The 16280-nt window shown below is 65.2% G+C and carries 12 protein-coding genes; 7 read left to right on the top strand and 5 right to left on the bottom strand.

Features of this window, described 5'->3' with window-relative positions; genetic code table 11:
* Positions 1-335: 335 nt before the first annotated feature.
* Positions 336-767 carry an aa3-type cytochrome oxidase subunit IV gene (ctaF, locus tag E3227_RS07430; protein WP_136651483.1) on the bottom strand — a complete coding sequence of 144 codons (432 nt, stop codon included), beginning with the start codon at positions 765-767 and terminating at the stop codon, positions 336-338.
* A gap of 14 nt (positions 768-781) precedes the next feature.
* The gene (ctaC, locus tag E3227_RS07425; RefSeq protein WP_136651482.1) at positions 782-1876 is read right to left on the bottom strand and encodes an aa3-type cytochrome oxidase subunit II; all 1095 of its coding nucleotides are present in this window, start codon (positions 1874-1876) and stop codon (positions 782-784) included.
* 431 nt (positions 1877-2307) lie between these two features.
* Between ctaC and asnB the strand changes: the two genes are divergently transcribed.
* On the top strand, positions 2308-4230 hold the full coding sequence (asnB, locus tag E3227_RS07420; RefSeq protein WP_144318063.1) for an asparagine synthase (glutamine-hydrolyzing): 1923 nt from the start codon (positions 2308-2310) through the stop codon (positions 4228-4230).
* Positions 4231-4557: 327 nt separating this feature from the next.
* Here the strand turns inward: asnB and E3227_RS07415 are convergent, their stop codons facing one another.
* Complete coding sequence (locus E3227_RS07415) at positions 4558-4902, bottom strand: HesB/IscA family protein (protein ID WP_136651480.1); 345 nt, start codon at positions 4900-4902, stop codon at positions 4558-4560.
* A 129-nt stretch (positions 4903-5031) separates the two neighbouring features.
* Between E3227_RS07415 and E3227_RS07410 the strand changes: the two genes are divergently transcribed.
* Complete coding sequence (locus tag E3227_RS07410; RefSeq protein ID WP_144318062.1) at positions 5032-5769, top strand: DUF3043 domain-containing protein; 738 nt, start codon at positions 5032-5034, stop codon at positions 5767-5769.
* Between the two features lie 11 nt (positions 5770-5780).
* The gene (locus E3227_RS07405; RefSeq protein ID WP_311197364.1) at positions 5781-6743 is read left to right on the top strand and encodes a nicotinate-nucleotide--dimethylbenzimidazole phosphoribosyltransferase; all 963 of its coding nucleotides are present in this window, start codon (positions 5781-5783) and stop codon (positions 6741-6743) included.
* A 5-nt stretch (positions 6744-6748) separates the two neighbouring features.
* Here E3227_RS07405 and E3227_RS07400 read toward each other — a convergent pair whose 3' ends face one another.
* Positions 6749-7885, bottom strand: a complete 1137-nt coding sequence (locus tag E3227_RS07400; protein WP_211346219.1) for a branched-chain amino acid aminotransferase — start codon at positions 7883-7885, stop codon at positions 6749-6751.
* An 85-nt stretch (positions 7886-7970) separates the two neighbouring features.
* Between E3227_RS07400 and E3227_RS07395 the strand changes: the two genes are divergently transcribed.
* Positions 7971-9446 carry a leucyl aminopeptidase gene (locus E3227_RS07395; protein ID WP_144318060.1) on the top strand — a complete coding sequence of 492 codons (1476 nt, stop codon included), beginning with the start codon at positions 7971-7973 and terminating at the stop codon, positions 9444-9446.
* Here the strand turns inward: E3227_RS07395 and E3227_RS07390 are convergent, their stop codons facing one another.
* On the bottom strand, positions 9447-9842 hold the full coding sequence (locus tag E3227_RS07390; RefSeq protein WP_136651476.1) for an oxidoreductase: 396 nt from the start codon (positions 9840-9842) through the stop codon (positions 9447-9449).
* Positions 9843-9946: 104 nt separating this feature from the next.
* On the opposite strand from E3227_RS07390, the gene sucB reads away from it, so the two are divergent.
* The 3 genes from sucB (at position 9947) to gcvT (ending at position 16279) form a co-directional block, all read left to right on the top strand.
* Entirely contained in the window at positions 9947-12142 is a 2196-nt protein-coding gene (sucB, locus tag E3227_RS07385; protein ID WP_144318059.1) for a 2-oxoglutarate dehydrogenase, E2 component, dihydrolipoamide succinyltransferase, read from the top strand.
* 166 nt (positions 12143-12308) lie between these two features.
* A complete protein-coding gene (gene gcvP, locus E3227_RS07380) occupies positions 12309-15185 on the top strand; it encodes an aminomethyl-transferring glycine dehydrogenase (RefSeq protein WP_144318058.1) in 2877 nt (958 codons plus the stop codon).
* Positions 15186-15199: 14 nt separating this feature from the next.
* On the top strand, positions 15200-16279 hold the full coding sequence (gene gcvT, locus E3227_RS07375; protein WP_136651473.1) for a glycine cleavage system aminomethyltransferase GcvT: 1080 nt from the start codon (positions 15200-15202) through the stop codon (positions 16277-16279).
* The last annotated feature ends 1 nt before the right edge of the window (position 16280 follow it).

Below are 16280 nucleotides of genomic sequence, written 5' to 3'. Positions count from 1 at the left end.
TGCCCTTATTTTCACGCGACTTGTGCTAAGGAAAATTTCTTGTGCAAGGCGGGAACTTTCACACCCGTCTATCCGACTCGGATTACTGCAGGTCATCCCCTTAGGCGCGCACGTTGCTTATCGGCGCCCCCACTAACCGCCCCGACATTTCTCGCGCTTTCCCCCCTCCAGGTGGGCCCACCCTCCCCGGCTAGTGACAGTTCTCACATCTTGACCACCGTGCGCCGCGCGCTCCCCCAACTTTCGGTTGACCCCTTGGGTCTAGTGGCCTCGGTCGCCGCAATGCAAAACCCCCCTCACCTTTCGGTTTGGGGGGGTGTGTGCGGCGAGGCTAGTTAGTGCTTCTCGCGCGGGATTCCGTACTGCAGGTTGAGCTGCGTGGTGGTCCAAATCAACAGCACCGCACCGATGGCGACGAGCCACAGCTGCCAGAAGGCAATGCCGAGGCCAAGGAAGAAGATCGCGGCCGCCATCGCGAACGGCCAGATGGAGTTGGGCGAGAAGAAGCCGAGCACGCCGGCGCCGTCCTCGATCTCGGCTTCCTCCCAATCCTCCGGGACGATGTCCATGCGGCGCTCAGTGAAGTCGAGGTAGACGGCGAGCATGAAGGAGAGAGCGGTGGCGAGCACGAGGCCCACGCTGCCGACCCACTCGATTCCGAACAGGTACGCGTCATCGCCGACCCAGGTGGTAGCCAGGATGTAGAAGAGGGCAATCAGGGCAAGGAAGGTGCCCATTGCGTAGAAAACTTTGGATCCAGGTCCCATTGATCTTCGCTTTCTTAGACGTTCTGGTTAGGGTCGGTGTAATTCTGGCCGTCGCGGGTACCGGTGCGGTCAGAGTTGAACGGGCGGGTGGTCGTCGCGTACGGATCCTGCCCGATCGACTCAAGTGCCTGGGCGTTAGATGCGTCCGGGTTGTCGTTGCGGAACTGGATGTATGCGCGGAAGTCCTCCGGCGACACGGCGCGAACCTCGAAGTTCATCATGGCGTGGTAGGTACCGCACATCTCGGCACAGCGGCCAACGAAGGCTCCTTCGCGGTCGATGCGCTCAATCTGGAACGAACGCTGCTGCTGGTTCGACTCCGGGTGAGCGTAGACGTCGCGCTTGAACAGGAACTCCGGAACCCAGAATGCGTGGCTCACGTCGCCGGAGGCGAGGCGGAACTCGATCGGGGTTTCGGTCGGTAGCACGAGCACCGGGACCTCGTCGGTCGTGCCGGTGGTCTCAATGACGTTGTAGTTGAGGTAGGACATGTCGCCCGTGGAGGTGCCGTGGATCGGGTTGGCGTTCGGCAAGTCCTCTGCGTCGAACTTCGTATCCTCAGCCTGTGCTTGGCGGGCCTCGTCGACACCGTTGTAGAGCTGGCCCGTCGGGGAAAGGTCCGCGCCAATCTGGGAGTAGCCGAACTTCCAGTTCCACTGGAATGCGGTGACGTCGACGGTCACCTCGGGGTCCTTATCCAGGGCGACTGCCTTGGTCTGCGCCTGAACGGTGAAGAAGAACAGAACGAAGACGATGATGATCGGGAGGATCGTCAGGCCGAGCTCGAGCGGCACGTTGTACTGCAGCTGCTTCGGGAACTCGTCGTCAGTCTTCTTCGCCTGCGCCTTGGCGTTCCACTTGAAGATGGCGACGAGGAACAGCACCCACATGATGATGCCGATGGTCCAGGCGGCAACCCAGACCCACACCCAGAAGTTGTACATCTGGACACCCTCGGGGGTGATCGGGTCGGGCCAGCCCATGTCGAGCACGTTGGCCAGCGCTGCCGGCGGAGCTACCTCGCAACCAGCCAGAGCGAAGCTGCCGAGCAGGAGCGAGCCCGCGACTGCGACCTTTTTGGCCAAGCTGCGGTTCTTTTCCTTTTCCACGTGTGTCTGCCTTCCTGTCCACACTTCAACAATTGAACGCCCATGACTAGATAGCCCTATAGATACGGCTGAGCATTCCTACGCAATCAGAATAGATCATCGTGCCTTTTCTTTAAGAAAACACAGGCAAGCCCACAACTTTCGGGGGCGGCCCAGAATGTCGGAAGGAGGTCCGCACCATCTTTGCGCTGGTGGGACCCGTGATTTAGCGCGCTTCCTGCCACGCAAGACCGCCGGTGTAGTCCAATTCACAAAACCGCGGGGAACAATCAACCTAAAGTTGGCCCCCGTCCGGGGACGCGCCAAAGGATGAACCACGATTGCCGCCATCACCGGCCAGGTCGGTTCACACTGCGCGGCGGGGAAACTCTATTCTTGGGACGATGGCGTCGCTCAAGCGGCGCGACCTTATATATAGGAGGCATTGACGCATGTGCGGTCTCGTCGGTTTTCTCGCCGCGAACAATGACGCATCTCACTTCGTAGGGGCAGTGGAAAGGGCTTTGCCCTGCATGTACCACCGCGGTCCGGATGCCGCAGGTACGTGGAACGACGACGACGCGGTGTTCGGTTTCAACCGACTGGCGATCATCGACATTGAACACTCCGACCAGCCGTTGCGCTGGGGCCCCGCCGAAAACCCAGGCCGCTACGCGCTCGTGTTTAACGGTGAGATCTACAACTACCTCGAGCTGCGAGACGAGCTCGCGGCCGAGGGCTACACCTTCAACACCGAGGGCGACGGCGAGCCGATCGTGGTTGGCTTCCACCGCTGGGGCGCCGACGTGGTCAACCACCTGCGCGGCATGTTCGGCTTTGTCATCTGGGACACCGAGACGCGCACGATGTTCGCCGCGCGCGACCAGTTCGGCATCAAGCCGCTGTACTTCGCCTCCACCGACAAGGGCACCGTGTTCGCCTCCGAGAAGAAGTCCATCCTCGAGATGGCCAATGAGCTGGGCCTGGGGCTGGAGCTGGACCGCCGCGCGATCGTCCACTACACCGACCTGCAGTACGTGCCGGAGCCGGAGAGCCTGCACGCGCAGATCCGCCGCGTCGAATCCGGCAGCACCGTCACCATTCGCCCGGGCGGCACTGTCGACGCCAAGCGCTACTTCACCCCCGAGTTCAAGGCGTCGCCCGTGGCCAAGGGCAGTGAGCAATCGCTTTACGACGCCATCGCCCGCGCGTTGGAGGACAGCGTCGAAAAGCACATGCGAGCTGACGTGACCGTGGGCTCCTTCCTCTCGGGCGGGATCGACTCCACGGCGATCGCCGCGCTGGCCAAGCGGCACAACCCGAACCTGTTGACGTTCACGACCGGGTTCGAGCGGGAGGGCTACTCCGAGGTCGACGTCGCCGCTGAATCCGCTGCGGCGATCGGCGTCGAGCACATCGTGAAGATCGTCTCCCCCGAGGAGTACGCCGCGGCGATCCCGAAGATCATGTGGTACCTCGACGACCCGGTGGCCGACCCCTCGCTCGTGCCGCTGTACTTCGTGGCGCAAGAGGCGCGCAAGCACGTCAAGGTCGTGCTCTCCGGCGAGGGCGCCGACGAGCTGTTCGGCGGCTACACCATTTACAAGGAGCCGCTGTCGCTCGCGCCGTTTGAGAAGCTGCCCACTCCTCTTGCGCGCGGGCTCAACCGGCTCAGCCGCGTCCTGCCGGACGGCATGAAGGGAAAGAGCCTGCTCGAGCGCGGCACCACCCCTATGGAGGAGCGCTACTACGGCAACGCGCGGTCGTTTAACTTCGAGCAGCTCCAGCGCGTTCTGCCGTGGGCCAAGCGTGAGTGGGATCACCGCGAGGTCACCGCGCCGATCTACGCTGCCTCCCGCGAGATGGACCCGGTGGCGCGCATGCAGAACCTCGACCTGTTCACCTGGATGCGCGGCGACATCCTAGTCAAGGCCGACAAGATGAACATGGCGAACTCGCTGGAGCTGCGCGTGCCGTTTTTGGACAAGGAAGTGTTCAAGGTCGCCCAGACGATCCCGTTCGACCAGAAGATTGCCCACGGCACGACCAAGTACGCGCTGCGCAAGGCGATGGAGCAGATTGTTCCGGCACACGTGCTGCACCGCAAGAAGCTTGGCTTCCCGGTGCCGATGCGCCACTGGCTCGCCGGCGACGAGCTCTTCGGCTGGGCCCAGGACACCATCCGCGAGTCCGCGACCGACGACATCCTCAATAAGGCCGAGGTCTTGGAGATGCTCAAGGAGCACCGCGACGGGGTAGCCGACCACTCCCGGCGTCTGTGGACGGTGCTGGCGTTCATGGTCTGGCACGGCATCTTCATCGAGCACCGCATCGACCCGGACATCGAGCACAAGGACTACCCGGTCACGTTGTAGGTGAGTGCTGTGCTGGCGTCTTCATCGCTGAGGTATAGCTACTAGACCTCAACGCAGCGCGCTCCGAAAAACCCCAGTTCACGTGTGACGCATGTGGCACCAAACCCGCTGAGGTATAGCAGCTAGACCTCAGCGGCCCCCAACAACCCACAACCCCCAGCCTCAAACGCCCCCGCCCCCAAAAAACCGAGTGCCAGAAGTTCCCTCCCGCCTGCAACGTTTGTCTTTTCCCCAGGACACGCAACGGCCCGATGTAAAACTTGTCACACCAGCCCACGCGAAAAGACGCCCCGAGCGTTGCTGGGGGCGTCGAGAAGCGAGCACGACTTAGTTGAACGAGTCGCCGCAGGCGCAGGACCCGCCAGCGTTGGGGTTGTCGATGGTGAAGCCCTGCTGCTCGATGGTGTCGGCGAAGTCAATGGTCGCGCCCATCAGGTAGGGCACGCTCATCTTGTCTACGACGAGACGGACGCCGCCGATCTCGTCGGCCTTGTCGCCGTCGAGATCGCGGTCGTCGAAGTACAGCTGGTAGCGCAGGCCAGCGCAGCCGCCCGGCTGAACGGCAATGCGCAGCGCGAGGTCGTTGCGTCCTTCCTGGTCGAGGAGGGCCTTGGCCTTAGCCGCGGCAGCGTCGGTCAGCGTGACGCCGGTGGTGGAGGTGGGTGCAGTCATGTGATGCTCCTTGACAAACTGTGAAAGATCTTGCGAGCCAGCCTACCTACTGCCCGCTTCTTGGGGTACAACGCCAACGCGGCAAGCCATATTCCCGTAACGTCAGCGAGGCCTTGTAGCCTTAAGGGCGTGAAACTTCCGTGGCAGAAAACCGAGAACACCAAGGCGGCTGCCGGCTCCACCAAAATTGAGCTGCCGCAGTCCACTGCAGGCCCAAGCGAGCCTGTCGACGCCGCCACAACGCGGGAGGAAAAGAAGCTCCCCAAGGGCTACACCCCGCCGAAGGGCCGCCCGACCCCGAAGCGCATTGAGCAGGAGGTCAAGCGCGGTGTCGTGCGCGACCCCAACGCGCTGACGCCCGCGCAGCAGAACCAGCGCAACAAGGAACTGCGCAAGTCCATGTCCAAAGAGGAGTGGAAGGCCTACAAGAAGAAGCAGCGCGATGAGCGCCGCGCCTCCAACCGCGAGATGCAGGCCCGGATGGACCAGGGCGACGAGCGCTACCTGATGGACCGCGATAAGGGCGAGGTGCGCCGCTACGTGCGCGATTGGATCGATTCGCGCTACTTCATCAACAACTGGGTCATGCCCATCGCGCTGGTGATCCTGGTACTAACGTTCCTGGTGTCGTTTGCCAGCCCGCAGGTGGCCAACATCATTACGTTTATCTCCATGGCGTTTATGCTGACGATTATCGCCGAGGGCTTCATCATCGGCCGATCCGCGAACAAGGCCGTGCGCGCCAAGTTCCCCGACACGGATGAAACCGGCTTCCCGCTAGGCATGTACGCCTTCTCTCGCGCCACCCAGCCGCGCAAGTGGCGCACGCCGAAGCCGCAGGTCGCAGCCGGATCGAAGGTTCAGTAGTGTTCGCCGCGGTGGATGTACCCGACGAGGCCGCAGCGGCCCGCGTGCTCGAAGGCCTTTCCGTCTCCGTGCGGGGGCGTTCCCTAGGCCGCCTGGGAGAGATCGCCGCCTGGGTCGCGTCCGTGACCTCGTCTGCTACCCCGGAACCGTTCGACCGGGCGCGCGCGATCATAGTCGCGGGTAACCACGCCGTGGCGCAGCGCGGCATTTCGGCGCTGCTGCCGGAGGCAACGGCCGTACAGGTCGAGGAGATCCGCACCGGCGGCGGCCCCGCCAACACCGCGGCGCGCATGGCCAACTGCACGCTGCGGCTTGTCGACGACTTCGCCGACGCCCCGCACGGCTCCATCGACGTCGAGGACGCGATAAGCCAGGACGTCTTCAACCAGGCGCTGGCCTTAGGCACCCAGATCGCCGACAACGAGGTCGACGCCGGCACGGACCTGATCATCCCCGGCGACCTCGGCGTGGGTAACACCACGGTCGCCGCGGCGGTGTTCGGCGCACTCACCCGCACGGAGCCCGCTGTGGCAATCGGGCGCGGCAGCGGCATCAACGACGAGGTGTGGAAGGTCAAGGTCGTCGCCGTGCGCGACGCCATGTTCCGCGTCCGCGGGTTCCGCGACGACGTCCCCGCGGTGCTGCGCTCAATATCGGGGCCGGACTTCGTCACGCTCGTCGCGTTGATCGCCCAGGCCGCGGTTCGCCGCACGCCCGTGCTTATCGACGGCGCGTACGTCGCCGTCGCCGCCTTCGTCGCAGAAAAACTCGCCCCGGGCACCAAGCGGTGGCTGATCGCCGGGCAGCTCAGCCCAGAGCCCTGCCACGCGGTATGCGTCCAGGCGCTCGAGCTCACCCCGGTGCTGGCGCTCGACATGTCCACCGGCCAGGCCGCCGGCGCGATGCTCGCCCTGCCCGTTATCAACGCGGCCGCCGAGCTCGCTGGTGAGGAGCTCGGCGGCCAGGAGGGCTAAGGCAGCTACGCGGTGGCGGGCGCCTCGACGAGCACATGGTTCCACCCGTGGGTGTCCTCGACCTCGCCTTCCTGGATGGCGCGCAGCTGCTTGCGCAGCTTCATGCTCACATCGCCCGCCTCGTTGCCGCCGATGGTGAACTCGCCGGAGTTGGACAACACCTTGCCCACAGGCGTGATCACGGCCGCGGTGCCGCAAGCCAGCGTCTCGGTGATCTCGCCGGAGGCGACACCGTCGCGCCACTGATCGACAGTGATGCGACGCTCCTCGGTGCCGTAGCCGAGGTCCTTTGCCACCTGCAGGATGGAGTCGCGGGTGATACCCGGCAACAGCGAGCCAGACAGCGACGGGGTGACGATGGTGACGCCCTCGGCAGAGTCCTCGGACCCGTAGACGAACATCAGGTTCATGCCGCCCATCTCTTCGATGTAGGAGCGCTCGATGGCGTCGAGCCACACGACCTGGTCGCAGCCCTTCTGCTCCGCCTGGGCCTGCGCGAGCAGGGACGCGGCGTAGTTGCCGGCGAACTTCGCGTCGCCGGTGCCGCCCGGCGCGGCGCGCACGTAGTCCTCGGAGATCCACACCGACACCGGCTTCACGCCGCCGCGGAAGTACGCGCCAACCGGCGAGGCAATGACGTAGAAGGTGTAGGACGAGGACGGCTTGACACCAAGGGATGCCTCGTTAGCGATCATGAACGGGCGCAGGTACAGAGACGATTCCCCGCCGGCTTCGGGGACCCACGCTTCGTCGATGGTGACGAGCTGACGCAGCGACTCCAGAAACAGCTCGTCGGGAAGCTCCGGCATGGCGAGTCGGCGCGCGGACGAGCGCATGCGCGCGGCGTTCTGCTCGGGGCGGAACGTAGTGATCCCACCGCCGCGGTTACGATACGCCTTCAAGCCCTCGAAGATCGCCTGGCCGTAGTGCAGCACGCTCGCCGCGGGGTCGAGCGAGATCGGCCCGTAGCGGCGGACCTGCGGATCGTGCCAACCGCGTTCCCTGCTCCAATCAATGGAGACCATGTGGTCGGTGAATACCTGCCCGAACTTCGGCTCCCGCAAAACCTCGGCGCGCTCGGCGTCCGGAGTTGGGTTGGGGTTGTTCGTGACAGTGAATTCAGTGGAGTTCAGGGTGGTCATGCGAACATACTCTACTCCTTTGACACGGTACGGTTGATTAGAAATAAACTTTCCGATTTCCCCAGGAAGAAAGGATTGGTTGTAAATGACGTTCGAGGTTTCGCTGCCGGCACGCGGCACCACCGTTGAGCTGGAATTCGCCACGGAGGTTCCGGCTGATCCGGGTGTTGCGCTCGTGCCCGTATCCACTAGCGACGGTCTGGAGCTGCCGGTCACGGCGCTCGCCGCCCAGGGACTGCTGGAGAGCCTCGAGGCCGTCGGCGCGCGAGGCAAGCAGGGCGAAGTGAGCCGCTTGCTTATCGACGACCACCTGACGCTGTCCTTCGGCCTCGGCGACTCCGATGAGATCGACGAAGACGCCGTGCGCCGCGCCGCCGGCGCTCTCGCACGCAACCTCACCGGCGTCGAGCGCGCCACGATCACCACCGAGCTGGGCATCCGCCCCATCGTCGAGGGGCTCCTACTCGGCGGCTACAGCTACACGGGGCTGAAGGCCCAGCCGGAGGAGGAGACCGCGCCGACGCGCATCACCGTCGTCGGTAGCGACTCCGCCGAGTCCCGCGCGGAGTTCGACCGCGCCCTCATCATCGCCGAATCCGCGCTGCTCGCCCGCGACTTGGTCAACACCCCCGGCAACTTCCTCTACCCGGAGACCTACGCGCGCATCATGGAGGAAGTCGCCGGCCAGTGCGGGCTTGACGTGGAGGTCTACGACGAGGAGTACCTCGCGGCCAACGGGTTCGGCGGCATCGTCGCCGTGGGCCAGGGCTCCGCGCGCCCGCCGCGGCTCGTTCATCTGGTGTGGGACGGCACCGAGGGGGCGTCGTCACGCGCGATTGCTCTGGTGGGCAAGGGCATCACGTTCGATACTGGCGGGATTTCGCTGAAGCCCGCGCCGCAGATGGAGGACATGATTTCCGACATGGGCGGCTCGGCCGCTCAGCTGGCCTCCATCGCCGCCGCCGCGCGCCTCGGCGTCAACGCGCGCATCGAAGCATGGCTGCCGCTGGCGGAGAACATGCCCTCGGGCAGCGCCACGCGCCCCGGTGACGTGATCACCCACTACGGTGGGCTGACCAGCGAGGTTCTCAACACCGATGCCGAGGGGCGCCTCGTGCTTGCCGACGCCCTCGCCCGCGCTTCCGAAGATGCCCCCGACTACCTTATCGAGGTCGCCACGCTGACCGGCGCGCAAATGGTGGCGCTGGGCACCCGCACCACCGCGGTCATGGGCAGCGACGAATTCCGCGACCGCGTCGCCGAGATCGGCCGCGAAGTCGGCGAGAACGCCTGGGCCATGCCGCTGCTAGTGGAGCAGGAGGGGGAGCTGCGCTCCCCGATCGCCGATATGCGCAACGTGCACAATTCCCGCAACGGCGGCATGCTCTACGCTGGGCTCTACCTGTCCCGATTCATCCACGATGACACGCAGTGGGTGCACATGGACATCGCCGGGCCGTCCTGGAACACCGGGAGTGTGCACGGCTACACGCCGAAGCGCGCCACGGGCACGCCGGTGCGCACCATCGTGGAGGCGCTGAGCGAGCTGGCTGGCAAGTAGTTAGCTGAAAGGGTCTTCGCCGCGCTCGAACTTCGCGCGGCGTTGCCTTTGCTCGGCGCGCCGGCGCAGGATGCGCTCCTGCTCCATCTTCTTGCGCATGCGCTCCGGGTAGCCCGTCTCCTCGACGTCGTAAAGCGTGATGCCCAGAAGCTTGGCTACGGCGTCGATGCCTTTCGGGCCGCCGATGCGGCGGCGGGTGAAGTTGCCGGCTTCGTCGACAAGCACGACGGACATTTCGTTGACCACGGTCTCCGGCTCTACGAAACCCTCGACGTAGGCGCGACCCGCGACCCACTGGCGCAGGTACTGCGCGTCGTCCGGGCGGATCGTCTCCCCGGGAGCGCGCGGGGGCTTGAGCGGCGAGGAGGATTTCCGCTTGCCGAATAGGTTGAACACGCAACTCATCATACGACCCCCCGTGACCAACAGCACACCCGGGAAACGGGTACTCTAAAGCCTTGAAGATGACGTCGTAAATTACCTGCGAGGAGACAGAAACCATGGCGCACTCAGTAGAGATGCCCGAGCTGGGCGAATCGGTAACCGAAGGCACAATCACCACGTGGCTGAAGGAGGTCGGCGACACCGTTGACGTCGACGAGCCGCTGCTCGAGGTCTCCACGGACAAGGTCGACACCGAAATCCCGTCACCCGTCGCAGGTGTGATCCTTGAGATCAAGGCGCAGGAAGACGACACCGTCGAGGTCGGCGAGACCATCGCAATAATTGGTGAAGAGGGCGAGGCGCCGTCTGGCGATTCCGCCGACGATTCTGACGAGTCCGAGGCTCCTGCCCAGGAGGAAGAAAAGGAAGAGCAGGCTCCGGCCAAGAAGGCCGACAAGCCCGCATCCGGTTCCGCCACCGACGTCGAGATGCCGGAGCTGGGCGAGTCCGTCACCGAGGGCACCATCACCACCTGGCTGAAGCAGGTCGGCGACATCGTCGAGGTCGACGAGCCACTGCTCGAGGTCTCCACCGACAAGGTTGACACCGAGATCCCCTCGCCGGTTTCGGGCACACTCGTTGAGATCCTCGCTGAGGAAGACGACACCGTCGAGGTCGGCGCCGTCATCGCCCGCGTCGGCGACGCAGATGCCGGTGCCTCCGCAGCATCCGACGAGCCCGAGCAGACCAACCGCGGTGAGGACAACGTCGCAGACGCCGACGAAGAGGTCACCGAGGACAACTCCGCCGCAGGTGAGGGCACCAACCCGGAGGACGCGCCGAAGAAGGACGAGAAGAACTCCTCCGCAACCAACCTGAAGGGCTCCGGCGAGTCCACCAAGGTCGAGATGCCCGAGCTCGGCGAGTCCGTCACTGAGGGCACCATCACCACTTGGCTGAAGCAGGTCGGTGACATCGTCGAGGTCGACGAGCCGCTGCTCGAGGTTTCCACCGACAAGGTTGACACCGAGATTCCCTCCCCTGTCGAGGGCACCATCCTGGAGATCCTCGCCAAGGAGGACGACACCGTCGAGGTCGGCGAGACAATCGCCATTATCGGCGACGCGGAAGCCGCCGCGGGCGACTCCAGCGAGGACACCCCAGAGTCCGAGGCTGCGGCTGAGGAGCCTGCCGAGGAAGATGAGAAGGAAGAGCCCAAGCAGGACGACAAGGCCGCTGCTGGTTCCGCCGCCAACGAGCGCTCTGAGCAGGACGCCAAGAAGGACAGCGCCGACGAGGAGGCCACCAACGCGTCTGCCGCGTCGACGAAGCTGGACAACCGCGGCGACAAGGTTCCGTATGTCACCCCGCTGGTGCGCAAGCTCGCCGACAAGCACGGCATCGACCTGAACTCGATCGAGGGCACCGGCGTGGGCGGGCGCATCCGCAAGCAGGACGTCCTCGCCGCCGCTGAGGCCGCGAGCGGCGCCTCGAGCGACTCCTCCAGCGAGGCGGCCGCCGATAAGGCGCCGGCTTCCAAGGACCCGCGCTCGAACTGGTCCACCGCTGGTGTCGACTCCTCCAAGCAGGAGCTCATTGGCACCACGCAGAAGGTCTCGCGTATCCGCCAGATCACGGCGACGAAGATGGTCGAGTCGCTGCAGACCACCGCGCAGCTCACCCACGTCCAGGAAGTCGACGTCACCGCTGTCGCTGCCCTGCGCAAGAAGGTGAAGCCGAAGTTCGTGGAGAAGTACGGCGTCAATATCACCTACCTGGCGTTCTTCGTCAAAGCTGCCGCCGAGGCCCTGGTCTCCCACCCCAACGTCAACGCGTCCTACAACGCCGAGGCCAAGGAGATCACCTACCACGCGGACGTCAACATCGGTATCGCCGTGGACACCCCGCAGGGGCTGCTCGTGCCGGTGCTGAAGAACGTCGAGAAGATGAACCTGGCCGACATCGCCAAGGGCATCGCCGATCTGGCTGAGCGCGCGCGCAACAAGAAGCTGCGCCCGGATGACCTCTCCGGTGCAACGTTTACGGTGACCAACATCGGCTCGTCCGGCGCGATGCTAGACACGCCGATCCTCACCCCGCCGCAGGCCGGAATCTTGGGCACCGCCGCGATTGAGAAGCGCCCGGTTGTTGTCACCGACAACGGCGTGGACGCTATCGCGATCCGTCAGATGACCTACCTGCCGTTCACCTACGACCACCAGCTTGTCGACGGCGCCGACGCCGGACGCTTCGTCACCACGATCCGCGACCGCATCGAAACCGCCGCGTTCGAAGACGATCTGGGGCTCTAAGCTCAACCCCGCGTCACCTTGGCCTCCCCGGTTTTCACACCGGGGAGGCCATTGTTTTCCCAGTACAGAGGCCTAGGTGTGGCTTATGCCACCAACCGCACGCGACTGTGTCGGAGGACTCGTTAAACTGTTGGTAACACTGCACCCCCGATTCAAGGAGAACGCGTTGGATTTCATTTCCCGTCACATCGGGCCCGACCAAGCTGAAGAGCAGGAGATGCTCGCAGCCTTGGGATACGACAGCGTCGAAGCTCTCGTTGACACGGCCATGCCGCCCGGCATCAAGGCGAGAAAAGAGATCACCCTTCCGCCGGCGTTGAGTGAGCAGCAGGCGCAGACCCGCCTGCGTGAACTGGCCGACAAAAACGTCGTTCTCAAGGCCTTCTACGGCCAGGGGTTCTCCTCCACCCTGACCCCGCCGGTGATCCGCCGCGGTGTCGTGGAGGACGCCGGCTGGTACACCGCCTACACCCCCTACCAGCCCGAGATTTCCCAGGGACGCCTCGAGGCGCTGCTGAACTTCCAGACCATGGTGCAAGACCTCACCGGCCTGCCCGTGTCTAACGCCTCGCTTCTCGACGAAGCCTCCGCCGCCGGCGAGGCCATCGGCCTGATGTCGCGCGCGGTGAAGAAGGGCCGCCGAGTGCTTCTCGACGCCCGCCTGCACCCGCAGGTCATCGCCGTCGCCTCCGAGCGCGCCCGAGCCATCGACCTCGAAGTCGAGGTCGCTGACCTTTCCCAGGGCATCGTCGGCGAGGATCTCGTTGGCGTCGTGCTAGCCTACCCGGGCACCGAGGGCGACATCCTCGACCCGCGCCCGATCATCGAGGCCATCCACGAGCGCGGTGGCCTCGCCGCCGTCGACGCCGACATCCTCGCGCTCACGCTTCTCGAGTCCCCGGGCAAGCTCGGCGCCGACATCGCCATCGGCACCACCCAGCGCTTCGGCGTGCCGCTGTTCTACGGCGGCCCGCACGCCGCGTACATGGCGGTGTCCGACAAGCTCAAGCGCCAGATGCCTGGCCGCCTCGTAGGCGTGTCCGTCGACGCTGAGGGCTATCCGGCTTACCGCCTGGCGCTGCAGACACGCGAGCAGCACATTCGCCGCGAGCGCGCGACGTCCAACATCTGCACCGCCCAGGCCCTGCTCGCGGTGACGGCGTCGATGTACGCCGTCTACCACGGGCCCCAGGGGCTCACCGAGATCGCTAAGGCCGTTCATGACCGGGCTGCGAGCTTTGCGGCGTCGATTAGCGAAGGCACCGTGCGCCACGCGCACTTCTTCGACACCGTCGCCGTGGACGTGCCTGGCCGGGCCGCGGAAATCAAGCAGTCGCTGGCCGACAAGGGCTACCTCGTGCGCACCATCGGCGCCGACACCGTCGTGGTCAGCTTCGGCGAGGACACCGAGGACGAGGACCTGCGTGTGCTCGTCGAGGCGTTCGGCGGCACCGTTACCGTCGGCGACAGCACGTTGCCGGAGGAGCTCGCACGCACCACCGACTTCCTGACGCACGAGACGTTCAACGCCATCCACTCCGAGACCCAGATGATGCGCTACATCCGCACCCTGGGCGATAAGGATCTTGCGCTGGATCGCACCATGATCCCGCTGGGGTCGTGCACGATGAAGCTCAATCCCACCGCGGGCCTGGAGTCCATCACTTGGCCGGGTTTCGCCAACGTGCACCCGTTCACCCCCGACGAGTACACCGAGGGCTGGCGCGAGCTGATCACCGAGCTGTCCGACTGGCTCGTTGAACTCACCGGCTACGCGGCCGTGAGTGTCCAGCCGAACTCCGGCGCCACGGGCGAACTGGCCGGCCTGTTGGCCATCCGCCGCTACCACGTCGCCAACGGCGATTCCGAACGCGACATCTGCCTCATCCCGGCCTCCGCGCACGGCACGAACGCCGCCTCGGCGACGCTGGCCAACCTGCGCGTCGCCGTCATTAAGACTGCCGCCGACGGCTCCATCGACATCGCGGATCTCGACGCCAAGCTGGAGCAGCACGCCGGACGCGTCGCGGCGATCATGCTGACCTACCCCTCGACGCACGGCGTGTACGAAGACACGGTCCAGACCGTCGCCGACAAGGTCCACGCCGCCGGCGGGCAGGTCTACATCGACGGCGCCAACATGAACGCCCTGACCGGCATCGGCCGCCCGGGGGACTTCGGCGGCGATGTCAGCCACCTGAATCTGCACAAGACGTTCACCATCCCGCACGGTGGCGGCGGCCCGGGCGTCGGCCCGATCGGCGTGGCGGAGCACCTCGTGCCCTTCCTGCCGGCCGACCCCCAGGTCTCCCGCGAGCACGCATCCACCGACGTGCCGGAAGGCGCGGGAGTGCCGATCTCGTCGACCACCTACGGCTCGGCCGGCGTTTTGCCGATCTCGTGGGCGTATATCGCTATGTCGGGCGCCGAGGGGCTGAAGAAGGCCACCCAGAACGCAGTCTTGGCGGCGAACTACCTCGTCAACGAGCTCAAAGACTCCTACCCGATCCTCTACACCGGCAACGCCGGACTGGTCGGCCATGAGTGCATCCTCGACCTCAACGGCATCGCCGCCGAATCCGGCGTCACCGCCACCGACGTGGCCAAGCGCCTGGTGGACTACGGCTTCCACGCCCCGACCCTGGCCTTCCCCGTGGCGGGAACGCTCATGGTCGAACCCACCGAGTCCGAGGACCTCGCCGAGCTGAAACGCTTCATCGAAGCGATGCGCAGCATCCGCGCCGAGATCCAGGAGATCGTCGACGGCACCATCGAGTACGAGAAGTCCGTCGTGCACAACTCCCCGTACACCGCCTATAGCGTCGCGCGCAGCGAGTGGCCGTACGAGTTCTCGCGCGAGCAGGCGGCCTACCCTGTGCCGAACCTGATCCACAACAAGTACTTCCCGCCGGTGCGCCGCATCGACGAGGCCTACGGCGACCGCAACCTGCAGTGCGCCTGCCCGCCGCCCGAGGCCTTCGACATCGAGCCCGATGCCGTCGAAGAGGTCGACGTGGTAGTCACCGAAGAAAACTCCAAGTAGGAAAGGCTTATACCATGCCAGAATCACCCCTGAAAAGCACGCACGAGGCGCTCAACGCCTCCTTCACGGACTTCGGCGGCTGGACCATGCCGCTAAAATACGGCAGTGAGCTCGAGGAGCACCGCGCGGTGCGTTCCGACGTCGGCATCTTCGACCTGTCCCACATGGGCGAGATCGACGTCATCGGCCCTGACGCTGGCGCATTTTTGGACTACGCGCTGATTTCCTCCCTGTCCAACCTGAAGGTGGGCAAGGCGAAGTACTCCATGATCGTCGCCGAGGACGGCGGCATCCTGGATGACCTAATTAGCTACAAGCTCGCCGAGGACCGCTACCTAGTGGTGCCCAACGCGGCCAACACGGATGCCGTCTGGCTGGCGTTTCAGTCGCGCGTCGGCGACTTCGATGTCGAGCTGACCAACCGCAGCGAGGAGATCGCCCTCATCGCCGTCCAGGGCCCGCGCGCGCTCGAGGTGCTCGAGCCGCTTGTCGACGGCGCCCCTGGCGACCTGCCCTACTACTCCGCCGGCGAAATGAAGCTCGGCGAGGGCGCTGACACCATCGACGTCATCGTCGCCCGCACCGGCTACACCGGCGAGGACGGCTTCGAGATCTACTCCAGCTTCGACAACGCGCCCTCTGTGTGGGAGGCCGTTATCGGCCACGGCACCCCGTGCGGCCTCGCCGCGCGCGACTCGCTGCGCCTGGAGGCCTCCATGCCGCTCTACGGCCACGAGCTGACCGCGGACATCACCCCGGTGGAGGCGGGCATGGGCCGCGCCTTCGCAAAGAAGGAGGCCGACTTCGTGGGCAAGGAGGCCCTGACCGGCCGCGAGCCCTCCGTGGTCATCGCGGGTTTGACCTCGCAGGATCGCCGCGCCGCGCGCGAGGGCGCCGAGGTATACATCGGCGACGAGAAGATCGGCGTGGTCACCTCCGGCCAGCCGTCGCCGACGCTGGGCTACCCGGTCGCGCTCGCCCACCTCGACCCGCAGCGCGCAGAAATTGGCACCGACGTCGAAATTGACATCCGCGGGCGCCGTTACCCGTTTACTATCGTTGAGACACCGTTCTACTCCCGAAAGGACTCCTAAG

This window comes from Corynebacterium sanguinis, from assembly GCF_007641235.1.
In the GTDB taxonomy this organism is placed as follows: domain Bacteria; phylum Actinomycetota; class Actinomycetes; order Mycobacteriales; family Mycobacteriaceae; genus Corynebacterium; species Corynebacterium sanguinis.
Note: the sequence above shows the minus strand (reverse complement) of the source record. Positions and strands in the feature narration are given on the sequence as shown.

Bases quoted from the DNA above. Each gene is read 5' to 3' on its own strand.
- ctaF (WP_136651483.1), bottom strand. From the start codon at position 767: ATGGGACCTGGATCCAAAGTTTTCTACGCAATGGGCACCTTCCTTGCC.
- asnB (WP_144318063.1), top strand. From the start codon at position 2,308: ATGTGCGGTCTCGTCGGTTTTCTCGCCGCGAACAATGACGCATCTCAC.
- E3227_RS07415 (WP_136651480.1), bottom strand. From the start codon at position 4,902: ATGACTGCACCCACCTCCACCACCGGCGTCACGCTGACCGACGCTGCC.
- E3227_RS07400 (WP_211346219.1), bottom strand. From the start codon at position 7,885: ATGACCACCCTGAACTCCACTGAATTCACTGTCACGAACAACCCCAAC.
- E3227_RS07395 (WP_144318060.1), top strand. From the start codon at position 7,971: ATGACGTTCGAGGTTTCGCTGCCGGCACGCGGCACCACCGTTGAGCTG.
- sucB (WP_144318059.1), top strand. From the start codon at position 9,947: ATGGCGCACTCAGTAGAGATGCCCGAGCTGGGCGAATCGGTAACCGAA.
- gcvT (WP_136651473.1), top strand. From the start codon at position 15,200: ATGCCAGAATCACCCCTGAAAAGCACGCACGAGGCGCTCAACGCCTCC.